The 26,913-nt window shown below is 72.4% G+C and carries 25 protein-coding genes; 12 read left to right on the top strand and 13 right to left on the bottom strand.

The features are described 5' to 3' along the window. Positions 1–49 precede the first annotated feature (49 nt). Positions 50–268, top strand: coding sequence for an NfeD C-terminal domain-containing protein (locus tag LQ326_RS03580; RefSeq protein WP_206306337.1), 219 nt, complete (start codon positions 50–52; stop codon positions 266–268). A gap of 134 nt (positions 269–402) precedes the next feature. Then, on the top strand, positions 403–1,896 hold the full coding sequence (locus LQ326_RS03575) for a flotillin family protein (protein ID WP_234532278.1): 1,494 nt from the start codon (positions 403–405) through the stop codon (positions 1,894–1,896). A 97-nt stretch (positions 1,897–1,993) separates the two neighbouring features. Here the strand turns inward: LQ326_RS03575 and LQ326_RS03570 are convergent, their stop codons facing one another. Beyond that, entirely contained in the window at positions 1,994–2,407 is a 414-nt protein-coding gene (locus LQ326_RS03570; protein WP_234532276.1) for a MarR family winged helix-turn-helix transcriptional regulator, read from the bottom strand. A 62-nt stretch (positions 2,408–2,469) separates the two neighbouring features. Here LQ326_RS03570 and LQ326_RS03565 point away from each other — a divergent pair, with 62 nt between their 5' ends. Next, positions 2,470–3,270, top strand: coding sequence for an alpha/beta fold hydrolase (locus LQ326_RS03565; RefSeq protein ID WP_234532274.1), 801 nt, complete (start codon positions 2,470–2,472; stop codon positions 3,268–3,270). 19 nt (positions 3,271–3,289) lie between these two features. Next, entirely contained in the window at positions 3,290–3,739 is a 450-nt protein-coding gene (locus LQ326_RS03560) for a type II toxin-antitoxin system PemK/MazF family toxin (RefSeq protein ID WP_234532272.1), read from the top strand. Here the strand turns inward: LQ326_RS03560 and LQ326_RS03555 are convergent. After that, positions 3,693–4,565 carry a TIGR02452 family protein gene (locus tag LQ326_RS03555; RefSeq protein ID WP_234532270.1) on the bottom strand — a complete coding sequence of 291 codons (873 nt, stop codon included), beginning with the start codon at positions 4,563–4,565 and terminating at the stop codon, positions 3,693–3,695. The two genes, LQ326_RS03560 and LQ326_RS03555, sit on opposite strands and share 47 nt — an antisense overlap. A 278-nt stretch (positions 4,566–4,843) precedes the next feature. On the opposite strand from LQ326_RS03555, the gene egtA reads away from it, so the two are divergent. The 4 genes from egtA to egtD are packed head-to-tail and all read left to right on the top strand — an operon-like array spanning position 4,844 to position 9,307. After that, positions 4,844–6,175, top strand: coding sequence for an ergothioneine biosynthesis glutamate--cysteine ligase EgtA (egtA, locus tag LQ326_RS03550; protein WP_234532268.1), 1,332 nt, complete (start codon positions 4,844–4,846; stop codon positions 6,173–6,175). Then, a complete protein-coding gene (egtB, locus tag LQ326_RS03545; protein WP_234532257.1) occupies positions 6,172–7,497 on the top strand; it encodes an ergothioneine biosynthesis protein EgtB in 1,326 nt (441 codons plus the stop codon). Before egtA ends, egtB begins: the two co-directional genes overlap by 4 nt. Further along, positions 7,497–8,348, top strand: coding sequence for an ergothioneine biosynthesis protein EgtC (gene egtC / locus LQ326_RS03540; protein ID WP_234532256.1), 852 nt, complete (start codon positions 7,497–7,499; stop codon positions 8,346–8,348). Before egtB ends, egtC begins: the two co-directional genes overlap by 1 nt. Further along, positions 8,345–9,307, top strand: coding sequence for an L-histidine N(alpha)-methyltransferase (gene egtD, locus LQ326_RS03535; RefSeq protein ID WP_234532255.1), 963 nt, complete (start codon positions 8,345–8,347; stop codon positions 9,305–9,307). The genes egtC and egtD overlap by 4 nt, the downstream gene beginning before the upstream one ends. 150 nt (positions 9,308–9,457) lie before the next feature. Here the strand turns inward: egtD and LQ326_RS03530 are convergent, their stop codons facing one another. Continuing rightward, positions 9,458–10,720 carry an extracellular solute-binding protein gene (locus LQ326_RS03530; protein WP_234532254.1) on the bottom strand — a complete coding sequence of 421 codons (1,263 nt, stop codon included), beginning with the start codon at positions 10,718–10,720 and terminating at the stop codon, positions 9,458–9,460. A 194-nt stretch (positions 10,721–10,914) separates the two neighbouring features. Between LQ326_RS03530 and LQ326_RS03525 the strand changes: the two genes are divergently transcribed. Beyond that, positions 10,915–11,130: a dodecin gene (locus LQ326_RS03525; RefSeq protein ID WP_234532253.1), complete on the top strand. Its 216-nt coding sequence runs from the start codon at positions 10,915–10,917 to the stop codon at positions 11,128–11,130. A gap of 11 nt (positions 11,131–11,141) precedes the next feature. Here the strand turns inward: LQ326_RS03525 and LQ326_RS03520 are convergent, their stop codons facing one another. Beyond that, complete coding sequence (locus tag LQ326_RS03520; protein ID WP_234532252.1) at positions 11,142–11,633, bottom strand: phosphatase domain-containing protein; 492 nt, start codon at positions 11,631–11,633, stop codon at positions 11,142–11,144. Positions 11,634–11,748: 115 nt separating this feature from the next. On the opposite strand from LQ326_RS03520, the gene LQ326_RS03515 reads away from it, so the two are divergent. Continuing rightward, positions 11,749–12,750 carry an LLM class flavin-dependent oxidoreductase gene (locus LQ326_RS03515; RefSeq protein WP_234532250.1) on the top strand — a complete coding sequence of 334 codons (1,002 nt, stop codon included), beginning with the start codon at positions 11,749–11,751 and terminating at the stop codon, positions 12,748–12,750. Here the strand turns inward: LQ326_RS03515 and LQ326_RS03510 are convergent, their stop codons facing one another. Then, complete coding sequence (locus LQ326_RS03510) at positions 12,751–15,225, bottom strand: ATP-dependent Clp protease ATP-binding subunit (RefSeq protein ID WP_234532248.1); 2,475 nt, start codon at positions 15,223–15,225, stop codon at positions 12,751–12,753. A 218-nt stretch (positions 15,226–15,443) separates the two neighbouring features. Between LQ326_RS03510 and LQ326_RS03505 the strand changes: the two genes are divergently transcribed. After that, positions 15,444–15,635, top strand: a complete 192-nt coding sequence (locus tag LQ326_RS03505; RefSeq protein ID WP_234532246.1) for an antitoxin — start codon at positions 15,444–15,446, stop codon at positions 15,633–15,635. Positions 15,636–15,882: 247 nt separating this feature from the next. On the opposite strand, the gene LQ326_RS03500 is transcribed toward LQ326_RS03505, so the two are convergent. The 5 genes from LQ326_RS03500 to LQ326_RS03480 all read right to left on the bottom strand — a co-directional run bounded on the left by LQ326_RS03500 (position 15,883) and on the right by LQ326_RS03480 (position 21,206). Beyond that, positions 15,883–16,746: a lysophospholipid acyltransferase family protein gene (locus tag LQ326_RS03500; protein ID WP_234532244.1), complete on the bottom strand. Its 864-nt coding sequence runs from the start codon at positions 16,744–16,746 to the stop codon at positions 15,883–15,885. Next, on the bottom strand, positions 16,746–17,513 hold the full coding sequence (locus tag LQ326_RS03495; protein WP_234532832.1) for a GNAT family N-acetyltransferase: 768 nt from the start codon (positions 17,511–17,513) through the stop codon (positions 16,746–16,748). The genes LQ326_RS03500 and LQ326_RS03495 overlap by 1 nt, the downstream gene beginning before the upstream one ends. 324 nt (positions 17,514–17,837) lie before the next feature. After that, a complete protein-coding gene (locus LQ326_RS03490) occupies positions 17,838–18,587 on the bottom strand; it encodes a succinate dehydrogenase/fumarate reductase iron-sulfur subunit (protein ID WP_234532225.1) in 750 nt (249 codons plus the stop codon). Continuing rightward, a complete protein-coding gene (locus tag LQ326_RS03485; protein WP_234532224.1) occupies positions 18,584–20,533 on the bottom strand; it encodes a fumarate reductase/succinate dehydrogenase flavoprotein subunit in 1,950 nt (649 codons plus the stop codon). The genes LQ326_RS03490 and LQ326_RS03485 overlap by 4 nt, the downstream gene beginning before the upstream one ends. A gap of 1 nt (position 20,534) precedes the next feature. Beyond that, positions 20,535–21,206 (bottom strand): succinate dehydrogenase, encoded by a 672-nt coding sequence (locus LQ326_RS03480; RefSeq protein ID WP_234532222.1) that lies wholly within the window; start codon positions 21,204–21,206, stop codon positions 20,535–20,537. Between the two features lie 119 nt (positions 21,207–21,325). On the opposite strand from LQ326_RS03480, the gene LQ326_RS03475 reads away from it, so the two are divergent. Further along, entirely contained in the window at positions 21,326–22,210 is an 885-nt protein-coding gene (locus LQ326_RS03475) for a LysR family transcriptional regulator (protein WP_234532220.1), read from the top strand. Positions 22,211–22,596: 386 nt separating this feature from the next. On the opposite strand, the gene LQ326_RS03470 is transcribed toward LQ326_RS03475, so the two are convergent. The 3 genes from LQ326_RS03470 to LQ326_RS03460 all read right to left on the bottom strand — a co-directional run bounded on the left by LQ326_RS03470 (position 22,597) and on the right by LQ326_RS03460 (position 26,865). Continuing rightward, the gene (locus LQ326_RS03470; protein ID WP_234532217.1) at positions 22,597–24,741 is read right to left on the bottom strand and encodes a putative bifunctional diguanylate cyclase/phosphodiesterase; all 2,145 of its coding nucleotides are present in this window, start codon (positions 24,739–24,741) and stop codon (positions 22,597–22,599) included. Then, positions 24,738–25,550 (bottom strand): SAM-dependent methyltransferase, encoded by an 813-nt coding sequence (locus LQ326_RS03465; RefSeq protein ID WP_234532216.1) that lies wholly within the window; start codon positions 25,548–25,550, stop codon positions 24,738–24,740. Before LQ326_RS03465 ends, LQ326_RS03470 begins: the two co-directional genes overlap by 4 nt. 346 nt (positions 25,551–25,896) lie before the next feature. Then, entirely contained in the window at positions 25,897–26,865 is a 969-nt protein-coding gene (locus LQ326_RS03460; RefSeq protein WP_234532214.1) for an SCO0930 family lipoprotein, read from the bottom strand. Positions 26,866–26,913: the final 48 nt, after the last annotated feature.

Raw genomic sequence — 26,913 nt, 5'->3', positions numbered from 1 at the left:
GGGGCGCAGGCGGCTTTCCTCTCGCTTGACCTGACCGTACCCTCTGACCATGGACGATGCGTCGATGGTCGGGCTCATGGGACGGGTCACCGGAACGGTCGGGCCCGGGCTCGTCGGCGAGGTCATCGTCCGGGTCCGCGGCGGTGCCGAGCACTTCCTCGCGTACGCCGCCGACGGCACCGGGCGGTTCGAGCGGGGCACGGTCGTGATGGTGGTCGAGTACCTGCCGCCGCGGACCGTCTACGTCACTCCCGCCTACGACAGTTGAGCGGGCGAACCCCCAGGTGAGGGGGGTATGCGTCAAGATTGCAACAAGGAATCGCAGGCGTCTTCACCCGGCGCTCACGCGGGCGCACACTCCCTTCGTTCGGTGCCGAAAGGGCACCATGCAAAGGGGGGCGTATGCCGATGGTCGTCGGCGTCGTCGCGGGGGCGGCGGTTCTCGCCGTTCTCGTGTTGATCGGTGTGTTCAAGATGATGTGGCGGGTCGCCGAGCCGAACGAGGCGCTCGTCATCTCCGGTTCGAATCATCGGACCGAGGGTCTTGAGGAAGGCATGGGGTTCCGCATCGTCACGGGGCGCGGCACGCTGGTGCTGCCGGGCGTGCAGGCGGTGCGCAAGCTCTCCCTCGACCTGAACGAGACCGAGTTGTCGGTGGACTGCGTGACCCAGCAGGGCATTCCGCTGAAGGTGCGGGGGGTGGTCATCTTCAAGGTGGGCGACGACTTCGTGTCGATCGCCAACGCGGCCCGCCGCTTCCTGGACCAGCAGAAGATGATGTCCGAGCGGGTGCACAACGTGTTCGCGGGTCATCTGCGGTCCATCGTGGGCGGGTTGACGGTCGAGGACATGATCCGCGACCGGGACAAACTCACCGGGCAGACCCGGGCCGCCTGCGGCACGGAGATGGAGAAGCTGGGGCTCATCGTGGACTCCCTGCAGATCCATGAGATCGAGGACCCGACCGGGTACATCCAGAACCTGGCGATGCCGCACGCGGCCGCCGTCCAGCGCGACGCGCGGATCGCGCAGGCGGAGGCGAACCGTCTCGCCACCGAGGCGGAGCAGCAGTCGTTCGCCCGGATGGCGGAGGCCACCCGGGACAGCGAGATCCTCCAGGCCGGCTACCAGGCCGAGCGGGACAAGGCGGCGGCCCAGGCCCGTCAGGCCGGTCCGCTCGCCGACGCGGCCGCCCGGCAGGAGGTCGTGGTCCAGGAGACGCGGGTCGCCGAGTTGGAGGCGCACCGGCGCGAGCAGCAACTCCAGGCGGACGTCCGCAAGCCGGCCGACGCCAAGGCCTACGAGAAGCGGACGCTGGCCGAGGCCGAGCGTGACGCGCGTATCTCGGCGGCCCAGGCCAAGGCGAAGGAGACGGAGCTGGCGGCCGCGGCCGAGGCGACCCGGGTCAAGGCGGCCGCGGGTGCCGACGCCGAGGCGACCAAGTCCCGGGGCGCGGCCGGCGCGGCGGCGACCCGGGCCACCGGTGAGGCCGAGGCGGCCGCCGCGCAGGCCAGGGGGCTGGCGGACGCCGAGGCGGTCCGGGCCAAGGGTCTCGCGGAGGCGGAGGCGATCAAGGCGCGCGCCGCGGCCCTCGCGGAGAACCAGGAGGCGGTGGTCGCCCAGCAACTCGCCGAGAACTGGCCGGAGATCGTCAAGGCCGGCGCCTCCGCCTTCGGCAACGTCGACAACATGGTGCTGCTCAACGGCGCCGACGGCATGGCCGAGTTGTTCGCCAAGGCGCTGACGATGGGCGGCACGGGGCTCGGTCTCGCCCGCCAGCTCCTCGCGTCGATGAACCAGAACGGGCAGCCCCCGGCCGCGACTTCGCCGGTCCTCCACGGGGGCACGGCGGGCGCGAAGTCGCAGAAGGTGCCGGTGGAGCAGGACGCCGAGTAGCAGCCGAGAGCCGCCGGGGAGGGAACGACCGAGGAGACGAGCGAAGAACGAGCGAGGGACAGGGGTGCCCCCGGCCGTGCCGGGGGCATTCCCCTGGTCACCCCTGCGCGTTGAGCCGCTGCAGCAGCTCCAGCAGCGTCGCCCGTTCCGCCGCCGACAGGCCGGCGAAGCAGTCGGCCAGCACCTCGCCGGCCACACCGTGCCCGGCCGCCAGCGTCCGCTTGCCGTCGGGGGTGAGGTGGTGCCGGATCCGTCGCCCATGGCCCGGCTGCCGTTCCACCAGGCCCTGCGCGACCAGCCGGCCCACCAGCGTGCCGAAGGCCTGCTCGCTCTGGAAGGTGGCCGCGGCCAGCTCGCGCGCCGAGGCGCCCGGCGACCGGTCGATGGCGCGCAGCGCGTCCCACTGCGCGAGGGTGGTGCCGACGGCCGCGAGCGCGCTGTCCATCGCCCGGTGCTGCCGGTACTGGGCCTGTTTCACCGCTCTTCCGAGAACTTGCAGGTCATCGTGCATGGCTCCACTGTAACCGATGACTAAGCTTGTTTAAATAAACATCCTTAGTTAGGTTGGGCGGCATGACGACGAACCGCATCGCCCACGTGTATCCCGACCTTCCCCTCTCACTGACCGAGGCCGGTTCCGGCCGCCCGGTGCTCATCCTGCACGGCGGCGGCGGGCCCGCGACGGTCGCCGGACTCGCCGCCCGCCTGGCCGAGTCGGCCCACACCATCGCCCCGGTCCACCCCGGCTGGGACGGCACGCCCCGCCCCGAGTGGCTGACGAGCGTCGACGATCTCGCCGTCGCGTACCTCCACCTGCTCCAGGACAGTGAGTGGAGCGACGTCCTGGTCATCGGCTCCTCGCTCGGCGGCCAGCTCGCCGCCGAGATGGCCGTACGCGACACGGCGGGGCTGATCACCGGCCTGGTCCTGGTCAACGCGGTCGGCGCGGACATCGAGGGCGAACCGGTCACCGACTTCTTCGCGCTGGACCCGCGCGCCGCGGCCGAGCACTCCTGGCACGACCCGGACCGCTTCTACGTCGACCCGGCCACCCTGACCGCCGCCGAACTCGCCCGCCGCCAGGCCAACATGGCGACCATGCGGCTGCTCACCGACGGCGGCCGGATGACCGACCCGAAGCTGTTGCCCCGGCTCGGGCGGGTGCGGCAGCCCGCGCTGGTGATCTGGGGCGAGAGCGACCGGATCGTCACGCCCGCGTACGGCGCGGCCTACGCGAAGGCCTTCCCGCAGGGCCGGTTCGAGCCGATCCCCGGGGCCGGTCACCTTCCGCACATCGAACGCCCCGACGTCACCGCCGAGTTGATCGAGGCGGAGCTGCACCGCACCGGCACCCGGCCTGACGTCGCAGGCTGAGGCCCCTTAGGGTGCCCTCGTGACTGCGTTTATCGACGACGAGAGCATCCCCGGCCGGTACGGCCCCACCGCGACCGCCGAGGCCGACCCGCACGAGGTCGGCAAGGTGCGAACCGAGTACTCCCCCGCCCACGACGGCGACCCCGACCCCGGTGAGATCGTCTGGACCTGGGTGCCCTTCGAGGAGAACGACGGGCGGGGCAAGGACCGGCCGGTACTGGTCGTCGCCAGGGAGCCGGCCGGCACCCTGCTCGCCGTCCAGTTGTCCAGCAAGCGGCACGACAACGACCGTGAGTGGGTGGCGATAGGCGGCGGCCCCTGGGACCGCACCGGCCGCGACTCCTGGGTGAACGTGGACCGCGTCCTGCGCCTGCACGAGGACGGCATGCGCCGCGAGGCCTGCGCCCTCGACCGGGGCCGCTTCAACCTCGTACGCCACCGGCTGCAGGAGCGTTACGGCTGGAACTGACTCCCTGGACGCCCACGGTCCGGAACGTCTCGCCGAAGGCGGCCCGGACCACGGAACCCGGCGTGCGGTCGAGGACGCCGAACACCACGTGTTCGAAGGTTCGTGCGAACCGTCCGCCGGGGCCCAGGAGTTCCCGGAAGGCGCCCGCCACCTGCGCGGGGTCGTTCTGGAACACCCCGCAGCCCCAGGCGCCGAGAACCAGCCGCCGGTAGCCGTGCGCGGCGGCCACCTCCAGGACCCGTTCGGCGCGTACGGCGAGGGCGTCCGGCAGTTCACCGGCCCGCTCCGGGGCCGTACGGCGGATCACGCCCGCGTTGGGCGCGGCGGCGGTCAGGAACCCCGCCCGCCAGGGCTCGGCGAGCAGCGCGCCGCGGTCGTCGCGGAAGACCGGGACGGCCGGTGAGTGGATCACGCGGTCCGTGTAGAAGGGGTCGCGGTGGGCTCGGTGGTGGTCGTAGTACCCGGGCGCCTCGCGCAGGCACGTGTACAGGGCGGAGGCGCGGCACAGGGCCTCCTCCTGCGCCTGGGCGCCGTTCAGATAGCCGCCGCCCGGATTGCGGGCCGAGGCGAAGTTCAGGACGGCCACCGGGGCGGCGGCGAGGCGGCGGGCCGCCTCCAGGCTGCTCTCGGCGGTGACCTCGAAGACGGTGTCCAGGTCCGGGACGGACGGGACCGGAACCGGGTCCGGGCCGTGCAGCCGCGTTCCCGCCCGCGCGGCCGCGATGCCGGCCGCCAACAGGACCTCGCGGCCGTCGGGCGCGCGGTAGCGCCCGGACGCCACGATCTCTTCGGTCTGCCGGGCGATACCGCGCAGGCGCGCGCTCATGGCGCCACCCCCGTGGACGCCATGACCGCGGCCCGCGCGGCCTCCCCCGTCGTGCTCATGCACGCATCCTGGGCGATGCTGGTGGTGCCGCGCAACGGAGTTTCCTTGGCCTGAAACGGTCGGAAACGCACAAGGAAGGAGGGGTTACCGATCCAGGACGTCCGTAGAGGTGCCCTTGTGCGAACGGACGCGACGGTCTTGGGTGGAACGGACGTTGCCGTCCCCGACGCGTTCACGGCCGGGGCGGCGGCATGGTGGAATCTCAGGAGGATCCCTGCATGTCCGACTCGATATCCGGCGGCGGCCACTGTACCGACGGCTCGGTGCAGACCGATTTCTCGGACGACCGCACCGCTGTCACCGAGGCGGAGGTGGAGGCCCTGGTCAAGGGCATCTGCTTCAAGACCGGCCCGCCCCGCACCCTCGGGGTCGAAGTGGAATGGCTGGTCCACGAGCTGCGCGAGCCGCAGCTCCCGGTGACATCCGAACGACTCGAAGCGGCCTACGCCGCACTGCGCACGGTGCCCCTGGGGTCGACGCTCACCGTCGAACCCGGCGGCCAGCTGGAGCTCAGCTCGCCGCCCGCCGCCTCCCTGACGGAGTGCGCCGGCACCGTCTCCGCCGACCTGGACGCCGTCCGCAAGGTCCTCGCCGATCAGGACCTCCAGCTCGTGGGCGCCGGTCACGATCCCTGGCACGCACCCCGCCGCTTCCTGCGCGAGCCGCGCTATGACGCGATGGAGACGTGCCTGGACCGCACCGGCCCGGCCGGGCGCCACATGATGTGCGCCTCGGCGTCCGTCCAGGTCTGCCTGGACGCCGGCCACGAGGAGCCCGGCCCGCTCGGGTACACCCGGCGCTGGTGGCTGGCCCACCAGCTGGGCCCGGTGCTGGTGGCGGCGTTCGCCAACTCCCCGCTGGTCGGGCACCGGCCCACCGGCTGGGTCTCCACGCGGCAGCTGGTGTGGACGGAGATCGGCGCCGGCCGGGCGGGCGCGCCCCCGCTGGACGGCGACCCGCGCACCGCCTGGGCCCGGCACGTCCTGGACGCACCGGTGATGTGCATACGGCGGGACGGCGGCCCCTGGGAGGTTCCCGAGGGCCTGACCTTCCGGGCCTGGACCCGGTCGGCGGCGCCGCCCACCCACGCGGACCTGGCGTACCACCTGACCACGCTGTTCCCGCCGGTCCGGCCGCGCGGTCATCTGGAGCTGCGGATGATCGACGCACAGCCCGGCGACGACGGCTGGATCGTGCCGCTGGCGGTGACAGCGGCGCTGTTCGACGACCCGGAGGCCGCCGAGACCGCGTACCGGACGGTGAAACCGCTGGCCGAGCGGGCGGGCCCGCGGCCCGCCCCGAACAACCCGCTGTGGCTCGACGCGGCCCGCTCCGGGCTCGGCGACCCGGAGCTGCACGAGGCCGCCGTCGTCTGTTTCACGGCGGCGCTGGAGGCCCTGCCGAGGCTCGGCGCGACCCCCGAGGTCATGGACGCCGTGGCGACGTACCGGGAGCGGTACGTGCTGCGGGGCCGCTGCCCGGCCGACGACCTGCTGGACCGACTGCGCGGCACGGCCCCTCGCGACCATGGGAAGGACATCAGCGCATGACCGAGACCGACGTCGACATCGATATCGAGACCCTGCGGGACCGGGCACTGAAGTCCCTGACCACCGCCCGCGACCGCACCACGCTGCTGACCAGTTGCGTGGCGGAGCCCGACCTCACCGCCCAGCACTCCCCGCTGATGTCCCCGCTGGTCTGGGACCTCGCGCACATCGGCAACCAGGAGGAGCTCTGGCTGCTGCGCAACGTCGGCGGCCGGGAGGCGATGCGCCCCGAGATCGACAGCCTCTACGACGCCTTCGAGCATCCGCGCTCCGAGCGGCCCTCGCTGCCGCTGCTGCCGCCCGCCGAGGCCCGGCAGTACGCGGCCGAGGTGCGCGGCCGGGCGTTCGACCTGCTGGAGAGCACGGCGTTCAGCGGCAGCCGGCTGACCGAGGCGGGCTTCGCCTTCGGGATGATCGCGCAGCACGAACAGCAGCACGACGAGACGATGCTGATCACCCATCAGCTCCGCAAGGGCCCCCAGGCCCTGACCGCCCCGGACCCGGCCCCGGCGCCACCGTTCACCGGCCCCGCCGAAGTCCTCGTTCCCGGCGGCCCGTTCACCATGGGCACCTCCACCGAGCCCTGGGCGCTGGACAACGAACGCCCCGCGCACCGGCGGGAGGTGGCGTCCTACTGGATCGACACCACCCCGGTGACGAACGGCCGGTACCTGGAGTTCATGGCGGACGGCGGCTACGAGACCGAGCGCTGGTGGACGCCGGAGGGCTGGGCGCACATCCGGCGGCACGCCGTCCGCGCGCCGCAGTTCTGGCACCGGGAGGGCGGCCAGTGGCTGCGCCGCCGGTTCGGGGTCACCGAGGTCGTGCCGCCCGATGAGCCCGTCCTGCACGTGTGCTGGTACGAAGCGGACGCCTACGCCCGCTGGGCCGGGCGCCGGCTGCCCACCGAGGCCGAGTGGGAGAAGGCCGCCCGGCACCACCCCGGCGAGAACCGGTCCCGGCGCTACCCGTGGGGCGACGCCGACCCGGCGCCCCACCACGCCAACCTGGGCCAGCGGCATCTGCGCCCGGCCCCGGCGGGCAGCTATCCGCAGGGCGAGTCCCCGCTGGGCGTACGGCAGTTGATCGGCGACGTGTGGGAGTGGACGTCCAGCGACTTCCTGCCCTACCCCGGCTTCACCGCCTTCCCTTACAAGGAGTACTCGGAGGTGTTCTTCGGCTCCGAGTACAAGGTGCTGCGCGGCGGTTCGTTCGCCGTGGACCAGGTGGCCTGCCGGGGGACGTTCCGCAACTGGGACTACCCGATCCGGCGGCAGATCTTCTCCGGCTTCCGCACCGCCCGCTCGGCGGAGGCCGCCTGATGTGCCGTCATCTGGCCTGCCTGGGACCCGAGGAGCCGCTCGGCCGGCTCCTCATGGAGCCCGAGTACTCCCTCTACCGGCAGTCGTGGGCACCCCGGCGGCAGCGGTACGGGACGGTCAACGCGGACGGTTTCGGGGTGGGCTGGTACGCCCCGGCGGATCCGCAGCCGGCCCGGTACCGGCGGGCGGGGCCGATCTGGGCCGACCAGTCCTTCGCCGACCTGGCCCGGGTGGTGCGCACCGGGGCGCTGCTGGCCGCCGTACGGGACGCGACCCTGGCGGGCGCGGACGCGGAGGCCGCGGCGGCGCCGTTCGCGGCGGGCCGCTGGCTGTTCAGCCACAACGGGGCCGTCCCCGGCTGGCCGCGGAGCCTGGCTCCGCTGGTCCCGCTGCTGCCCCCGGCCGACCTGCTCGCGATGGAGGCACGCACCGACTCGGCGTTCGTCTGGGCGCTGGCCCTTGACCGGCTGCGGTCCGGCACGGCACCGGGCCCAGCCCTCGCCGAAACGGTTCAGCAGGTGGCCGGGGCGGCGCCCTCAGCCCGGCTGAATCTGCTTCTCACCGACGGCGAGACCATCGCCGCCACCGTCTGGGGCGACAGCCTCTTCTACCTCTCGGAACCCGGCCGGCGCGTCGTCGTCGCCTCCGAGCCGTACGACGACGACCCGCGCTGGCGGGAGGTCCCCGACCGCACGCTGCTCACCGCGAGCCGCGCGGGCGTCGCACTCGCGCCGGTGGAGAACCCGGTCGACAAGCCCGTCGCGAACCCGGTCGAGGACCCGGCACGGTCCCCCGTCCCCGGCTGTGTCCGGGCGGGGGCGCCCACATTCCCGAAGGAGCCCTGTACGTGAGTCCCTTCCGTGTCACCCGCACCCTTCCCGAGGACGCCACGGACGCCGCGCTGCGCGCCGATGTCCTGACCGGCCTCACCGCCACCCCCAAGACGCTGCCGCCGAAGTGGTTCTACGACGCCCGGGGCAGCGAGCTGTTCGAGCAGATCACCGAGCTGCCGGAGTACTACCCGACCCGGGCCGAGCGGGAGATCCTGCGCGCCCGGTCCGGCGAGATCGCGGCCGCGAGCGGCGCCCGCACCCTGGTGGAGCTGGGCTCGGGCTCCTCGGAGAAGACCCGGCTGCTCATCGACGCGCTCACCGCACTTGAGGTGTACGTCCCGGTCGACGTCAGCGAGAGCGCGCTGACACAGGCCGGCCAGGCGCTCATCGCGGAGCGGCCGGGGCTGTCCGTGCACGCCCTGATCGCCGACTTCACCGGCCGGCTCGAGCTGCCCGGAACGCCGGGGCCCCGGCTGCTGGCGTTCCTCGGCGGCACGATCGGCAACCTGCTGCCCGCCGAGCGGGCCGCGTTCCTCGCGTCGGTGCGCGGGCTGCTGACGCCCGGCGACGCGCTGCTGCTCGGCACCGACCTGGTCAAGGACGAGGGGGTCCTGGTCCGGGCGTACGACGACGCGGCCGGGGTGACGGCCGAGTTCAACAAGAACGTCCTCGCCGTCGTCGACCGGGAGCTGGGCGCCGACTTCGACCCGGGCGCCTTCGACCATGTCGCCCTGTGGGACGCGGAGAACGAGTGGATCGAGATGCGGCTGCGCTCCCGGGTGGCGCAGACCGTGAAGGTGCCCGCGCTCGATCTGGCGGTGGACTTCGCGGTGGGCGAGGAACTGCGCACCGAGGTGTCGGCGAAGTTCCGGCGGGACGGCGTGACCGCCGAACTGGCCGCCGCGCGACTTGAGCTGACCAACTGGTGGACCGACTCGCAGGGCCGCTTCGCGCTCTCCCTGAGCGTCGCCCGCTAGTCGACCCGCCGTGCGCCCCGCTGGACGTGCCGCGCCACGCCGTCGTTCGTCAGCGGCGCCGTCGTGGCCGGTCGCGCCCACGCGGCGGCAGCCGCACCCTCGCTACAGCCCCGCGCCCCTTCGGGGCGCCGCCGAACCGCATGCGCCAGGTCACCCGAAGTCCGGCGCGAGCAGTTCGGTGATCCGCCGGGAGGCGCGGCGGGCCTCGGTCGCGGGGTCCGCTCCGCCGAGCACCTTGGTCATGTAGCCCTTGACCGGGTTGTCGGCCTCCACCGCCGGCCAGTCCGGGGTGTGGGGGGTCGCGCGCCCTCGCGCGGCACCCGCCGCCATCGCGGCGACCCCCTCCTCCCCGGCCACCGCGCCGGCCAGCGTGGTCTTGTTGGGCACGTAGTTCATGGTGCGGGCCAGTTCGGTGTCCCACTTGGCGCCGGTCAGCGCGCCGACGACGGCGGTCGCGTCGTAGGGCCGGTCGGTGTTCTGCGGTACGACGAGGTCGGAACCGCCGGTGAAGACGGCGCCGGGGTGGTCCGCGGTGAGACCCGGCACCGGGAAGTACCCGATCTCGTCCTTCAGCCGGGGGTTCTCCTGCACGACGGACTGGGCGAGGCCGGGCACCGCGACGATCTGCGCCACCTGCCCGCCCGCGAACACCCGCGCCTGGGGCGGGTGTTCCTCGTCGGCGTCGACGGGCCCCCTGCCGAGGGCCTGCAGCCGCCGGTAGAAGTCCATCCCGCGCAGTGCGGCCGGGCTGCCGAGGGTGCCCTGCCAGCCGGCGTCCGTCTCCTCGGCGAGGTCGCCGCCCTCGTCCCAGATGAACCCGGAGAGCGTGTACCAGTCCTGACCGGCGAGGTAGATACCCTGCCTGCCGCCGGAGTCGAGCTTCCCGGTGTCGGCCAGCCACTGGGCGCGGGTCTTCGGCGGGGTGCTGATCCCGGCCTTCCTGAACAGGTCCTTGCGGTAGATGACGACCCTGTTGGCGGCATACCAGGGGATGCCGTACTGGCGGGAGTCGTCCCGGCCGGGCTCGGCGAGGCCGGGCAGCCAGTGCTCCTTGCCCCAGTCGCGCATCGACTCCAGGGTGAGATCGGTGAGCCGGCCGTCCTCGACGTACTGCGGTACCTGGGTGTTGCCGACCTCGATGACGTCGGGCGCGTCGCCGGCGTCGCTCTTCAGCGCCGCCCGCACCTTGTCCACGATGCCGGTCCAGTCCTGGATGCGGATGTCCAGCCGGATGTCCTCGTGGGTGCGCTCGAAGTCCGCGGTGAACCGGCGCAGGAAGTCCGCCGAGGCGCTGTTCCGCATCAGCCACACCGTGACCGTGTGCCGCCCGCCGCCCTGACCCGGCAGCACTCCACAGGCGCTCAGCAGGGCGGCGGACACACAGACGAGAGCGAGCGGTCGGCGAAGTCTCACGGCGGTTCCTGTTCTGTCTGGCGGACAGGCGAAGGGGCCCGGCGTGGGGGAACGAACACGGCGGCTCGTACGGGTGTACGGGATTTTGGTATGGACCAATGCGAGGGTCAAGGGCTGCGGGCCGTCCGGAACCGACGCCTCGCGCTCCGCTTGAGGATGCGGCACGGTGGGGTGACGACGAGAGGAGCTTCCCGATGACGAACCACACCTACCGGGTCACCGAGATCGTCGGCACCTCGCACGAGGGCATCGACCAGGCCATCCGCAACGGTGTCGCACGCGCCGCCCAGACCCTGCGCAACCTCGACTGGTTCGAGGTGACCCAGGTCAGGGGGCAGATCGAGAACGGGCAGATCGAGCACTACCAAGTAGGCCTGAAGGTGGGATTCCGCATCGAGGACGAGGGCTGAGGGCTCTGCCGTCAGGACCGCCCCTCCCCCTCCTGGGCCTGCTCCAGCACCGCCGAGCGGTCGGCCCAGCGGGCCCGTACGACGGTGAATCCGGCCCGTTCGGCGGCGTCGCACACCATGTCGTCGTCATCGACCAGGACACGGACCTCGCGCCGCTCGGCGAGCCGGCCGAGGACCTCCAGCTTGGTGTGCCGGGCGGGCCTGCGGTCGGCGTTGCGCCGCATGTGCAGGCGTCCCTCGGGCAGCCCATGGGCGGCGAGCCAGTCCAGGGTGTCGCGCCGGCAGCGCTCGGGCCGCCCGGTGAGGTAGACGACCTCGCTCTCCTCGGCGGCCGCGACGGCCAGCGCGATCCCCTCGGCGATCGGCGGATCGTGCGGCGCGGCCGCGAAGAACGCGTCCCAGTCCCTCGGAGCGCGCTCCAGGAACCGCTGCCGGTGCGCGGTGCCGGCGAGGGTGTTGTCGATGTCGAACACGGCGATCGGCCGTCTGCTGCGCTCTGTCACCCGGACACCCTAGAACGGCGCCCCCGGGCCGGCCGTGCGGACGTCGGCGCCTTCGCGACGCGTACGGCGACCGCCCCGGCGGGAATCCTGTGGCCGCGGGGCTGTTGAACTCTCTGTGAACGCACTGATCGCCCGGACCCGGTTCTCCGTCCTCGACCGCTCCCGCACCCGGGAGGAGCACGCGCCCGCTGAGGCGCTGCGGGACACCGTGGCGCTGGCGCGGGAGGTGGAGGCGCTCGGCTACCACCGCTTCTGGGTGTCGGAGCACCACGGGGTGCCGGGGGTGGCCGGTTCGGCACCGACCGTGCTGGCCGCCGCCGTGGCCGGCGCGACCAGGACCATCCGGGTGGGCACCGGCGGCGTGATGCTGCCGAACCACCAGCCCCTGGTCGTGGCCGAACAGTTCGGCGTTCTGGAGTCGCTGTACCCGGGGCGGATCGACATGGGCCTCGGCCGGTCGGTGGGCTTCACCGACGGCGTGCGCCGGGCGCTGGGCCGCGACAAGGGCGACGCCGACGACTTCGCGGCGCAGCTCGGCGAGCTGCTCGGCTGGTTCGAGGGGACCTCGCCGACCGGGGTGCGGGCCCGCCCCGCGGACGGGCTGCGGGTGCCGCCGTTCGTACTGGCCATGGGTGAGGGCGCGGACATCGCGGCCCGGGCCGGGCTGCCCCTGGTCATCGGCGATCTGCGCGGCCGCGAGAAGATGCGGCGCGGGATCGAGCGCTACCGCGACCGCTTCCGCCCCTCCCCCTGGGCCGCCGAGCCCTACGTCGTGATCTCCGGGACGATCGCCGTCGCCGGCACCCCCGAGGCGGCGCGCCGGCTGCTCGTCCCGGAGGCCTGGTCGATGGCTTGCTCCCGCACCCGCGGCACGTTCCCGCCGCTGCCCCCGGCCGAGGCCGTCGAGGGCCGGACGATGACCCCGAAGGAGCGCGGCTTCTACGAGTCCGGGCTCACCGGGCACATCGCGGGCACCGAGGACCAGGTCGCGCACGAACTGGAGACGGTCCTCAAGGAGACCGGCGCCGACGAGGTGCTGGTCACCACGAGCACCTACGACCGCACGGCGCTGCTGGAGTCGTACCGGCGGCTGGCCGCCCTCGTGAACGGCGTCTGATCAGCTCACCTCGGCCGGCTTGTCGGACCTGATCACGATCTCGCCGTCCGCGGCGTCCGCCACCGCGCGGTCGCCGGCCACGAGCTGGCCGGACAGCAGCAGGTCGGCGAGGCGGTCGTCGACCTCGCGCTGGATGGTGCGGCGCAGCGGGCGGGCGCCGAAGTCGGGCTCGTGGCCGAGGTTGGCGAGCAGTTCGGCGGCCGCGTCGGTGACTTCGAGAGTGACCTCCTGGGCGTGCAGCCGGCGCCGGGTGTGTTCCAGCAACAGGTCGACGATCTGACGCAGTTGGGACCGGTCCAGGCCGCGGAAGACGATGATCTCGTCGATGCGGTTGAGGAACTCGGGCCGGAAGTGCTGCTGGAGGGCCGACATGACCGCCTCGCGGACCTTGGCGTAGTCCTCGGTGCCGGCGGCCAGGATGCGGTCGGCGCCGATGTTCGACGTCATGATGACGACGGTGTTCTTGAAGTCGACGGTACGGCCCTGGGAGTCGGTGAGGCGGCCGTCGTCCAGCAGCTGGAGCAGGGTGTTGAAGACGTCCGGGTGCGCCTTCTCCACCTCGTCCAGGAGCAGCACGGCGTACGGCTGCCTGCGCACCGCCTCGGTGAGCTGCCCGGCCTCCTCGTGGCCGACGTATCCGGGCGGGGCGCCGACCAGCCGGGAGACCGTGTGGCGTTCCTGGAACTCGCTCATGTCGAGGCGGATCATGCGGGTCTCGTCGCCGAACAGGGCGGCGGCCAGGGCGCGGGCCAGTTCGGTCTTGCCGACGCCCGTCGGGCCGAGGAAGAGGAAGCTGCCGACCGGGCGGTTCGGGTCGCTCATGCCGGCCCGGGCACGGCGGACCGCGCGGGCGACGGCGGTGATCGCCTCGTCCTGGCCGACGACCCGCTCGTGCAGGTGCTCCTCCAGCTTCATCAGCCGTTCCCGTTCCTCCTCGGTGAGCTGGGCGACCGGGATGCCGGTGGTGCGGGAGACGACCTCGGCGATGTCCTCGGCGGTGACCCTGGGCGCGTGTTCCTCCGCGGTGCCGGCCTGCTCCAGTTCGGCCTCGGTCGCCCTGATCCGGTCGCGGAGTTCCCTGGCTCGCTCGTACTCCTCGTCGGCGACCGCCTGGTCCTTCTCCCGGTTCAGGGCGGCGATCCGGTGCTCGATGTCCCGGGTGTCGGTGGGCGGGGTCTTCGAACGCAGCCGGACCCGGGCCGCCGCCTGGTCCATCAGGTCGATCGCCTTGTCGGGCAGGAACCGGGAGGTGATGTACCGGTCGGACAGTTCGGCCGCGGCGACCACCGCCTCGTCGGTGATGCGGACCTGGTGGTGGGCCTCGTAGCGGTCGCGCAGGCCGCGCAGGATCTCGATGGTGTCGTCGACGGTCGGCTCGCCGACCAGGATGGGCGCGAACCGCCGTTCCAGGGCCGCGTCCTTCTCGACGTGCCTGCGGTACTCGTCCACCGTGGTCGCGCCGATCAGGTGCAACTCCCCGCGGGCCAGGGCGGGTTTGAGGATGTTGCCCGCGTCGAGGGCGCCTTCGCCGCCGCCCCCGGCTCCCACCACGGTGTGCAACTCGTCCAGGAACAGGACGAGTTCGTCGCCGTGCTCACGGACCTCGTCGAGCAGCTTCTTCAGCCGTTCCTCGAACTCGCCCCGGTACTTGGTGCCGGCCACCATCCCGGCCAGGTCGAGGGAGACCAGCCGCTTGCCCTCCAGGGTCTTGGGCACGTCGCCGGCGACGATCCGCTGTGCGATGCCCTCCACGATGGCGGTCTTGCCGACACCGGGGTCACCGATCAGCACCGGGTTGTTCTTGCTGCGCCGGGAGAGCACCTCGATGGTCTGCTCGACCTCGTCGTCCCGCCCGATCACCGGGTCCAGGCGCCCGGCCCGGGCGTCCTCGGTGAGATCACGGCCGTACTCGTCGACGGTTGGCGTGGTGCTGGGCTTCCTGCGCTCCGCCGAGCCCTCGGCCGGCATCCGGGTCGGCTCCCAGCCGCTGTCGCCGAGCGCCCGACCGGCCATGGACTCCGGGTTCGCGGCGAGTGCCCGCACCAGGTGCTGGGGGCCGATGTAGGAGGCGCCCTCGGCGCGCGAGATCTGGTAGGCGTCCAGCAGTGCGCGTTTGGCGGCCGGGGTGAGGATGGTGGGCTCGGTCTTCTGACCGCCGCCGTGCCCGGCGGTGAGCCGTTCGCGGAGGCGGTCGGGGTCGGCGCCCGCCTCGGTGAGCAGCCGCCGGGTGGAGTCGTGTGTGGTGGCGGCGGCCAGCAGATGCCGGGCGTCCAGTTCCTCGCTGCCCTCGACGGCGGCGAGTTCACGGGCCTCGGCGACCAGCTCCCGGGCCCGCTCGGACAGCAGACTGCCGATGTCGACGCGCTGCGGACGGTGGGCCGGTGCGCCGGGTCCGGATCCGCCGAAGAAGCGGGACATCAGCTCGTCGAACTCCTCGAAGGGACTGCGTCCGAATCCGAAACCGGAAGTGCTCATGGGGCCGGGCCTTTCTGCGGACGGCTGTGCGGGGGGGCTGGGGGCGGCTGCGCGGAAGCCGGTACGGGGGCTGCGGGCGGCCTGCGCGGACGGCGGAAATCCGCGTCTCCAAGCTCGCACAGGCGCGCCGGGCCCGCACGGGGACGCCGCCGAGATGCGGACGGCGCCGCGGCCGGTGAGGCTGGAGGTGGAAGCCGCAACCGGCGAGGAGGGCTGCCATGTCCATGCTGGACAAGCTCAAGGGGATGCTCAAGGGCCACGAGGACCAGGCCAGACAGGGCGTCCAAAAGGGCGGCGACATGATCGACCAGCGGACCGGAGACAAGTACCGGTCCCAGGTCGACATGGCCCAGAAGCAGGCCGACGACTACATCGAGCGGGAGCGGAGGCAGGGCAACCCTCCGCAGTAGCGAGCCGCCCCGGGCAAGGGCCTGTTCCTCGGATCGGCCCGGCCTGGACGCCCGGCGCCTTGCCGGCCGACCCGAGCGGGGCGCCGGGGGTGTCCCCGCGCGAGCGTGCGGGTGCGGGGCGGAGGTGGGGCACCTGGGGGACGCCGACGGCCGACGACCCGACGTCGGCGTGATCCAGACGGCGGGCCCCACGCCCAGGCCCAGGGCTCGCGGGGTGTGTCCCTGCCCCGCGAGCCGCTGTCACGCCCTACGGGGTGGACTTGGTCAGGCGCCACGTGGAGACCGGCCACTGAGCGGCCCGCCCGGGGCCCACCAGGGCCGCGTGCGTCCAGGCCGGCTCATGGGTCACCGGCTGCGCGGCGCGGGCGAGGGTGCGACGGTCCGGGTGACTGCCGGCCGGTATCAGCGGACGTATGTCCACCTCGGCCACCAGGCCGCGGGTCGTCACCACGCGCCAGAGGGAGGCCAGCAGCGTGTCCTCGCCGACGTAGGCGGGCACGGTGCTGGCCGCTCCCGCCGCCAGCCGGTAGCGCAGCCGCACCGGCTGCACGGGCGCACCGGCGTCCAGCGCGGCCTGGAACACGGCCCGCCGGAACCGCCCCTGGGCCCGGCCGCACCAGGTGCTGCCCTCCGGGAAGGCGACCACCGCGGCCCCCTCCCGAAGCGCTCCGGCGATCCGGCCGACCGTGTCCGGCAGTGCGCGCAGCCGGTCCCGGTCGATGAACAGCGCCCCGGCCCCGGCCACCAGCGCGCCGGCCACCGGCCACTCGCGGATCTCCTTCTTGGCGAGCATCCGCGCCGGCCGTACGGCGGCCAGCAGCGGGATGTCCAGCCAGGAGATGTGGTTGGCGACCAGCAGCACCCCACCGCTGCCCGGGGCACTGCCGGTGATCCGGATCCGGACCCCGGCGGCCCGGACGAGCGTGCGGGAGAACCGCCGCACCCATGCGGCGGGGATCCTGCCGCCGAGCGGCAGCAGCGCGACGGCGACGAGCATCAGGGCCACGACCGCGGCGAACCGCAGCACGGCCCGGGGCAGGGCCGTCAGCGACCCCGCGCGCTCCACACACGCGCCCGGAGTGCAGGGCGCGCTGGGCAGCCAGACGCTCATCAGGCCGGGACGAGCGAGAGGAAGTGCCGCAGATAGCGCGCGTTGACCCGGCTCATCGACAGCAGCACGTACATGTCGGCGACCCCGAAGTCCGGGTCGTGCGCGGGCTCCCCGCACACCCAGGCGCCGAGGCGGAGGTAGCCGCGCAGCAGGGCGGGCAGCTCGGTGCGGGCCGCCTCGGGGGCCGGACCGGTGGGCACCCAGGGCCGCAGCGGCCGTACCCGGAACTCCTCCGGTGCGAGGTGCTTGGCCTGGACCCGGTCCCAGGTGGCGGCGGCGAGGGCACCGCCGTCGGCGAGCGGGACGGAGCAGCAGCCGGCCAGCCACTCGTGGCCGCGGTCCACCATGTACCGGGCTATGCCGGCCCAGATCAGACCGATGACGGCGCCGTCGCGGTGGGCGGGGTGCACACAGGAGCGGCCGACCTCGACGAGGCCGGACCGGATGCCGGCCAGCGGGCCCAGGTCGAACTCGCCCTCGGAGTACAGGCGGCCGGCGACCGCGGCACGCTCCGGCGGCAGCAGCCGGTAGGTGCCGACGACCTCGCCGGTGAGGGCCTCGCGGATGAGGAGGTGGTCGCAGTACGCGTCGAAGGCGTCCACGTCCAGACCCGGCTCCGGCCCGTCGAGCCGGGCGCCCATCTCTCCGGCGAACACCTGGTGGCGCAGCCGCTGCGCGGCCCGGACGTCGTCCTCGTCACGGGCGAGCTGGACCAGGTAGCCGGAGTCCCCGGGCGGGGCGGCGAGGGCGGGGGGTGAGGCGGGCATGGCGGTCATAGGGAGGTCTCCTGCGCCGAGCGGAAGCTGAGGAAAACTGCACCTGCTTTCTTCCGTGGCAGGCTGGACTCGGCGTGACGTACGCGGGACCCGTGGATGTGGGACTGCTGAATGCCGGGGGTCGGGGCCCGTCCGGTCACTCACGGAGGCGCCGGGGTGACGCTATCGTGCCCCCACGGCCACCCGGAAACGCGAGACGGGGCCGGAGAGCACCAGCCCCGGCCCCGCCCGTCCGCACCTTTCGGCGAACGTCACTCACTTTTCAGCGCCCCGCACAGCGGCGCCCCGTCACCGGCGCCGGGCCTCGCGACGGCGCTACCGCTTGCCCGCCTTCCGCGTGGCTCGCAGCCACTCCCTGTTCATGCTCGTGATGGACATCAGGGGAATCCCCTTCGGACAGGCCGTCGCGCACTCCCCCGTCAGCGTGCACCCCCCGAAGCCCTCCTCGTCCATCTGCGCCACCATGTCCAGCACCCGCGTCTCCCGCTCGGGCGCCCCCTGCGGCAGCACGTTCAGGTGGTTCACCTTGGCGGACGTGAACAGCATCGCCGCGCCGTTCGGGCAGGCGGCGACACACGCCCCGCACCCGATGCACTCGGCGTGCTCGAACGCGAAGTCGGCGTCGGCCTTCGGCACCGCCGTGGCGTGGGCCTCCGGCGCGGCCCCGGTCGGCGCGGTGACGTACCCGCCGGCCTGGATGATCCGGTCGAACGCCGACCGGTCCACCACCAGGTCCTTGATCACCGGGAACGCGGACGCCCGCCACGGCTCGATGTCGATCGTGTCGCCGTCCTTGAAGGACCGCATGTGCAGCTGGCAGGTGGTGGTGCGCTCCGGCCCGTGCGCGTCCCCGTTGATCACCAGGGAACACGCGCCGCAGATTCCCTCGCGGCAGTCGTGATCGAAGGCGACCGGGTCCTCGCCGCGCAGGATGAGCTCCTCGTTGAGGGTGTCGAGCATTTCGAGGAACGACATGTCCGACGAGATGCCGTCCACCTCGTACGTGGACATCGCGCCGTCGGCGTCGGCGTTGCGCTGCCGCCAGACGCGCAGGGTGAGCTTCATGCGTAGCTCCGCTGGGTGGGGTGGACGTACTCGAAGACCAGGTCTTCCTTGTGCAGGACCGGGGCGTCCCCGGTGCCGGTGAACTCCCAGGCGGCCGCGTACGCGAACTCGTCGTCCCGGCGGGCGGCCTCGCCGTCCGGCGTCTGGGACTCCTCCCGGAAGTGGCCGCCGCAGGACTCGGCGCGGTGCAGCGCGTCGAGGCACATCAGCTCGGCGAGCTCCAGGTAGTCGACGACGCGGTTGGCCTTCTCCAGGGACTGGTTGAACTCCTCGCCGGTCCCGGGCACCTTGATCCGCCGCCAGAACTCCTCGCGGATCTGCGGGATGCGCTCAAGTGCCTTGCGCAGCCCGGCGTCCGTGCGGGCCATGCCGCAGAACTCCCACATCAGTTCGCCGAGTTCCCGGTGGAAGGAGTCGGGGGTGCGGTCGCCGTCGACGGACAGCAGCAGGTTCAGCCGGTCCTCCGTCTCGGTCAGCACCTCCTGGACCACGGGGTGTCCGGCCGTCACCGCCTCCTGGTGGGGGTTGCGGGCCAGGTAGTCGTTGATGGTGGCCGGGAGGACGAAGTACCCGTCGGCCAGGCCCTGCATCAGCGCCGAGGCGCCGAGCCGGTTGGCCCCGTGGTCGGAGAAGTTGGCCTCGCCGATCGCGAACAGGCCGGGGACGGTGGTCTGGAGGTCGTAGTCGACCCACAGGCCGCCCATCGTGTAGTGCACGGCGGGATAGATCCGCATCGGCACCTCGTACGGGTCCTCGTCCGTGATCCGCTGGTACATGTCGAAGAGGTTGCCGTACTTGGCCTCGACGGCCTTGCGCCCCATCCGCTTGACGGCGTCGGCGAAGTCCAGATAGACGCCCTGCCCGCCGGGGCCGACACCCCGCCCCTCGTCGCAGACGTTCTTGGCGGCGCGGGAGGCGATGTCGCGCGGGACCAGGTTGCCGAAGGACGGGTAGATGCGCTCCAGGTAGTAGTCGCGCTCGTCCTCGGGGATCCGGTCGGCGGGCCGGGTGTCGCCCTTGGCCTTGGGCACCCAGATCCGGCCGTCGTTGCGCAGCGACTCGCTCATCAGCGTGAGCTTGGACTGGTGGTCGCCGGTGCGCGGGATGCACGTGGGGTGGATCTGCGTGAAGCAGGGGTTGGCGAAGTAGGCACCGCGCCGGTGGGCCCGCCACACGGCGGTGGCGTTGGAGTTCATGGCGTTCGTCGACAGGTAGAAGACGTTGCCGTAGCCGCCGCTCGCGAGGACGACGGCGTCCGCGAAGTACGTGTCGACGCGACCGGTGATCAGGTCCCGGGCGACGATCCCCCGCGCCCGCCCGTCGATCACGATCAGGTCGAGCATCTCGGTGCGCGGATGCATGTCCACGTTCCCGGCGGCGATCTGCCGGCTCAGTGCCTGGTACGCGCCGAGCAGCAGCTGCTGGCCCGTCTGCCCGCGGGCGTAGAAGGTCCGGGACACCTGCACGCCGCCGAACGACCGGGTGTCGAGCAGACCGCCGTATTCCCGGGCGAACGGCACGCCCTGTGCCACGCACTGGTCGATGATCTCCACGGAGATCTGGGCGAGGCGGTGGACGTTGGACTCGCGGGCCCGGAAGTCGCCGCCCTTGACGGTGTCGTAGAAGAGCCGGTGGACGGAGTCGCCGTCGTTGCGGTAGTTCTTCGCCGCGTTGATACCGCCCTGCGCGGCGATCGAGTGAGCGCGGCGCGGGGAGTCCTGGTAGCAGAACTGGACGACGTGGTAGCCCTGTTCGGCGAGGGTGGCCCCGGCGGAGCCGCCGGCGAGGCCGGTGCCGACGACGATCACGGTGTGCTTGCGCCGGTTGGCGGGGTTGACCAGCTTGGCCTCGAAACGGCGCTTGTCCCAGCGCTCGTTGATCGGGCCGTCGGGGGCCTTTACGTCGGTGACCGGCGCGCCGGTCGAGTAGTTCACGTAGTCGGTCATGTCAGCTCACCACTCCGGTCATGACGCCCACGGGTACGGCGATGAAACCGGCCGTGAGCAGCAGCGCGAGAACGTTGGCGACGATCTTGAGACCGCGGTCGCGGGTGCGGCTGCCGGCGCCGAGGGTCTGGGCGGCGCTCCAGAAGCCGTGCCGGATGTGCAGGCCGAGCGCGAGCATCGCGACGATGTAGATCACGTCGCCGTACCAGGTGGAGAAGGTGTCCACGACGTTCTGGTACGGGTGGCCCTCCTGGAAGCCGCCGGAGTGCACGGTGCCGGTGGTCAGGTCGAGGATGTGCCAGACGATGAACAGGCCGAGGATGATCCCGCCCCAGCGCATGGTGCGGGTCGCGTAGCTGGCCCGGGGCCTGCCGTGCACGTACTTGGTGGGGCGCGCCCTGATGTCCCGGCGGCTGAGCTGGTAGGCGGACGTGGCGTGGGCGACCACGGCGACGACCAGGACGATCCTGATGAGCCACAGCGTCCACTCGTAGTGCATGAACGGTTCGCCTACGGTGCGCAGCCAGTGGGCGTAGTGGTTGAACTCGCCCGCCCCGAAGTAGATCTTCAGGTTCCCGATCATGTGCGCGACCAGGTAGAGCAGCATGATCAGGCCGCTGACGGCCATCACGGTCTTCTTGCCGACGGAGCTGTCCCACATCGTGCGTGTCATGGACGGCCGTCGATCCGTCCGCGTTGCCAGAGCCATGTTCAGGACGGTAGGGCCGAACGGCCCCATCGGTCCAAGACATGGTCCAGCTTGATTCGATAGCCAGAAGCTATCGTGTACCCATGCAGTTCCAGCAGCTTCAGTACTTCGTCGCCGTGGCCGAGACCCGGCACTTCACGCGCGCCGCCGAGCTGGTCCATGTCGCCCAGCCGTCGCTGTCCCAGCAGATCAAGGCGCTGGAACGGGAGCTGGGGGCGGATCTGTTCCTGCGGGCCCGGGGCAACATCACCCTCACCGACGCGGGCGAGGCGCTGCTGCCGCTGGCCCGGCGGATCCTCGCGGACGCCGACACCGCGCGGCACGAGGTGCAGGAGCTGGTGCAGCTGCGCAGCGGGCGGGTGCGGCTCGGGGCGACGCCGAGCCTGTGCACCGGGCTGCTGCCGGACGTGCTGCGGGCGTACCACGACCGGTATCCGGGGATCCAGCTGCTCATCGAGGAGAGCGGGTCCCATGACCTGGTACGGGAGCTGGCGCGCGGGGCGCTGGACCTGGCGCTGATCGTGCTGCCCCTGCCGCCGGCGTCGCCCGCGCTGACCGCCGTGGAGCTGCTGCGGGAGGACCTGGTGGTGGTGTCCTCCCCCGAGGCGCCGGCGCCCGGGCGGGCGCCGGGCGGGGTGCGGATCGCGGATCTGGAGGGGGAGCGGCTGGTCATGTTCCGGCACGGGTACGACCTGCGGGAGCTGACGGTCGCCGCGTGCCGCTCCGCGGGGTTCGAGCCGGGGTTCGCCGTCGAGGGAGGTGAGATGGACGCGGTGCTGGGGTTCGTACGGGCGGGGCTCGGGGTGGCGGTGGTTCCCCGGATGGTCGCCACCCGTTCGGGGCGGGGGTTGCGGGTCACTCCGCTGGCCCGGCCGGGGTTGCACCGGACGATCGCGCTGGCGCACCGCAGTGATGTGGCGCCGCCTCGGGCCGCCCGGGAGCTGCAGAGGATGCTGCTGGAGCGCTGAGCGGCCGCACTCGTCCCCTGCGCGGGTCGCACCGACGGCCCGGCCCGAACCGTCCTGGTACCGACATCGCCACCTCCCGATTCGATGGCCATCGATCGGACACGGAGCGGGAGGTACCGCCGCGGTCGCCGCCCTGTACCGGCGCTGCGTCCCGAAGCGGCACGGCGGGTGTACACGCCCGCTTCGAAGCCTCCCGAACCGGCGCGGCCCGAGCCGAGGACGGCGGAGTGGCCTTGTCCGGTGTGCGGACCAGGGGCCGGCGGAGCCGGGCACCACGCACCGTGCGACGCCTCGGAGTGCCCGGTGCGGCAGGCCCCCGGCGTGGGCGCGGCCGGCCTCCGTCCCGGCTGGGCGCCCCGGTGTGCCCGCTTCGACGCGCCGGGCGCTCAGCCCGTCGCGTCCACCAGTGCCAGGTCGTGGAGACGCTCGGGTGGGCCCGGACGGGCGTAGTACCAGCCCTGGGCGGTGTCGCAGCCGAGTATGCGCAGTTGTTCGGCCTGAGCTCCGGTCTCCACTCCCTCCACCGTGACGGCGAGGTCCAGGCCGTGGGCCAGGGCCACGATGCCCTCCACGATCTTGAGGTCGACCGGGTCCGCCGGGAACTGCTGCATGCTCTGGGTGAAGGAGCGGTCCAGTTTGAGGATGCTCACCGGGAGACGGCGGAGGTTGGCGAGGTTCGAGTAGCCGGTGCCGAAGTCGTCCAGGGCGATGTCCACACCCATCTCGGCGAGGCGCCGCAGGGGTTTGAGGAGGTCGTCGTCGGCGCCGATGAGCGCGGACTCGGTGACCTCCAGGCAGAGGGCGTCCGGGGCCACTCCGGTCCGCTCCAGGATGTCCACCGTGTCCTGGACCAGGCCGGGGTGGCTGAGCTGGCACGGGGAGAGGTTGACGTTGATCCGCAGGGGGCCCACGCCGTCGTGCTCGCCGTAGCGCTCCCGCCATTCGCGGGCCTGGCGGATCGACTCCTCCAGCACCCAGCGGCCCAACGGCACGATGAGACCCGTGTGTTCGGCGAGCGGGATGAACCGGTCGGGGCCGAGGACGCCGTGCTGCGGGTGCAGCCAGCGGACCAGGGCCTCGGCGCCGCGCACACTCCCGTCACCGAGGTGGACCAGCGGCTGGTACTCGATGAAGAACTCGCCCCGGTCCAGGGCGGCGGGCAGCGCGGTGGTCAGGCCGTGCCGGGTGATCGCGCGGGCGTCCGCCTCCGGGTCGGCCAGCTCGAAGCGGTTGCCGCCCGCGGACTTGGCCCGGTACATCGTGATGTCGGCGCTGCGCAGCACCTCGGCCGGGGTGCGCTCGCCCGCCGGGCCCTCGACGATGCCGATGGATCCGCGGACCATGAGTTCGCGGCCGTCGATGCTGATCGGGGTGATCAGGGCGTTCATGATGCGGTCGGCCAGGTCGTCGACCTCGCGCTGGGTGGCCGGGCCGGTGGTCAGCGCCACGAACTCGTCGCCGCCGAGCCGGGCGACCATCTCGCCGGGCGCGGTCGCGCAGGACTGCAGCCGGTCGGCGACCTCCACGAGGAGCCGGTCGCCGGCCGAGTGGCCGAGGCTGTCGTTGATGGTCTTGAAGCCGTCCAGGTCGAGGTAGCACAGGCCGAAGCGCTGGTCCTCGCCGGCCGACAGGGCCTTCTCCAGGCGCTCGAAGAACAGCGTGCGGTTGGGCAGGCCGGTGAGCGCGTCGTGGGTGGCCTCGTAGCGCAGCCGGAGGTTGAGCAGGCGGCGCTCGGTGGTGTCCTCCATGAGGGCCAGCTGGTACTGCGGCTCCCCGTCCGCGTCCCGGAGCAGGGAGACGGTCAGGTTGGTCCACAGGACCGTCCCGTCCGAGCGGTTGAACGCCTTCTCGACGTGGTAGTGCTCGCGTTCGCCGCGCACCAGCTCCTCGTAGAGCCGCCAGGTCTGCGGCGCGTCCTCGGGATGCGCCCACTCCATGACCTTGCGGCCGCGCAGGATCTGCTCGGACCCGCCGAACATGCGCAACAGGGCGCCGTTGACCTGGAGGACGTTGCCTTCGAGGTCGGCGATGCCGATTCCTATCGCCGCGCCCTCGAAGACGGCGCGGAAGCGGGCCTCGCTCGCGTGCAGCGCCTGGGCGACCACGCCCTGGGCGCGCAACGCGGCCTGGGCGATGGCCTCCTGTTCGGCCAGCGTGCGCTCACGCAGCGCCTGGGCGAACCCGGCCGCCATCGCGTGCTGGATCCGCGAGGAACGCATCCGCAGCTCGTCCTGGGGGCCGTCCTCGCCGCAGTACAGGACCAGGTACGCGTCGACGCAGTCGAGGGAGCGGGTCAGCGCCTCGGGGTCGGTGCAGTGCGCGTCGATCAGCGCGGCGCCCACCTGCCGGGCCTCGTCGGCGTCGAAGCCGTGCGCCAGCAGGATCTCGCTCAGCCGGCGGGCCAGCGGCAGCAGTTGTTCCTCGAACTCGGGGCGGGTCATGGACGTGGAGGTGACCGGGAACACCGCCCGGCTCCAGATCGTCGCGTACCTGCGCAGTCTGTCCTCCGGGCCGCCCGGCTCCGCGGTCACGCCGCGATCCCCACGCCGGCGAATCCGGCGAAGGCATAAGGATCCTCGTCCTCCGGCGCCGACTCCGGCCGCCAGTGCGGCATCGGCACCAGTCCGGGCTCCACCATGTCGTACCCCTCGAAGAACCGCGCGATCTCGTCGCGCGAGCGCATGATCAGCGGGTTGCGAATGTCCTTGTATACGTCCACCGCGCCCTCGGCCCGCTCGGGCGGCAACGGGATTCCCTCGTACGAGGCATGCGTGAGAACAAGCAGGCTGCCGGGCGCGAGTGCGTCGCGCAGCTGTGCCACTGCCCCGTACGGGTCGTCCGTGTCTTCCACGAAGTGCAGTATGGCAACGAGGAGCAGGGCCACTGGCCGATTCAGGTCGATGAGGCGCTCCACCTGGGGGCTCGACAGGATCTCCTGGGGCTTGCGGAGGTCCGCGGCGAGCACGTCGGCGTCCTCGGCGCCCTCAAGGACCGCGACGCTGTGCGCCACGGCGACCGGGTCGTGGTCGACGTACACCACGCGGGAGCCGGGGTGCGCCGCCTGCGCGACCTCGTGGACGTTTCCGAAGGTGGGGATGCCCGAGCCGATGTCCAGGAACTGGTCGATGCCGGTGCCCACGGCGTAGCGGACGGCGCGGCGCATGAAGGCGCGGTTGGCCTGCATGATCTTCGGCAGGCCGGGCAGGTGCGTCATCGCCTTGCGGGCCGCTTCCCGGTCGACCTCGAAATTGTGCGAACCGCCCAGGTAGTAGTCGTAGATACGCGAAACGCTCGGCACCGAGATGTCGATGCTCCGTGGGGCCCAGGCGGGACGCTCCATGTATCTCTCCAAGGCTGAGGCGATCCGGTGTTCGAGCTGAGGCTACTGATCGCCTGCGAACAGGGGTAGCCGAACCGGAAATTGACCGTCCGTTCCTGGTCACTGCCTGGGAATTCGGTGAGCGCTTTGGGGGTGTTCGGGTACTCCGTCGGGTGCGGGTGCGTTGCGGCTGCCCGCGCCCGCGCGGCAAAGCCGCATATCGGCACGGACCCGCGCCCCTGAAGGGGCGCTCCATCGGGGGCGCGTCAAGAGGCACCGCCGGGACGCCAAGAAGCCCGCCCCCTCCGTGCGGTGCGGAGGGGGCGGGCGGGCGTGCGCCAAGCGTTCAGCCCTGGGGACGTGGTCCCTAGTTGCTCGGCGCGCCGACCAGTTTCCCTTCGGGCGAGACGGCGAACCACGTGCCGCCGACGCCCTGGCCGTTGGTGTCCCCGGCCTTCGCGTCACCGGAGAAGGTGTAGATCGGCCAGCAGTTGACCGTCTGCTGCTTCTGGCCGTTGTCGGGCCGGGTGAAGCCCATCAGGCCCTTCTTCACGATGCCCTTGGTGTCGCTCGACGCGACCTCCGCGACGGCCGGCCACTTGGCCAGGCAGTCACCGGTGCAGTTCGAGACGACCTTGGGCCACGCCTTGTCCTTGATGAAGCGGTAGACCGTCATGCCGTTCTTGTCGACGATGATGTCGCCGAGCTTGGCGTCCTTGCGGACGGACAGGCCGGGCAGGTCGGCCAGCGTCGCCTTCTTGCCGTTGGGGGCCGCCGCGAACCACTTGCCGCCCACGCCCTGGCCGTTGACGTCACCGGCGTTGACGTCCTTGGCGTAGCGGTACACCGGCCAGCCGGCGACGGTCAGCTGCTTGGTGCCGTCGGAGCGGGTGACCTCGCCGAGCAGCGACTTTTCGATGCCCGCACCGGCGGTGGCGTCGTCGGCGGGCACCGGCGGCCAGGTGGTGGCGCAGGCGCCGTCACAGGTCGACTTGGGGGGATTGGCGGTGTCGGCGTCGAAACGGTAGAGGGTGAGGCCGCTGCCGTCGGTCAGCACCTTGCCCAGATCCGGGTTGCTGGCAACGCTCAGCTGGCCGGCGGGCGCGACCGCGGCCGGGGAGCTGGAGGCCTGGTTGCCGTCGGCGCCGTAGCCGTTGCCCGCGCCGGTGGAGGCGGAGGGGTTGGTGATGCTGCCGATGCCGGCCGGTGCCGTGGCACCGACGTTCTGGGCCGCCGAGGACGGAGTGGTCGTGTTGTCCTGACCGCACGCCGTCGCGAACACCATCACCCCCGCGGCCGTGGCCACCAGCGAGGCGCTCCTCCACGAGGTCTTCATCGTCAACTCCCCATAATCGCCTGTTTATTGCAGCGCCTCTGCGCCGCC

The sequence above is a fragment of the Streptomyces shenzhenensis genome (assembly GCF_021462265.1).
GTDB classification, from domain to species: Bacteria; Actinomycetota; Actinomycetes; order Streptomycetales; family Streptomycetaceae; genus Streptomyces; species Streptomyces shenzhenensis.
Note: the sequence above shows the minus strand (reverse complement) of the source record. Positions and strands in the feature narration are given on the sequence as shown.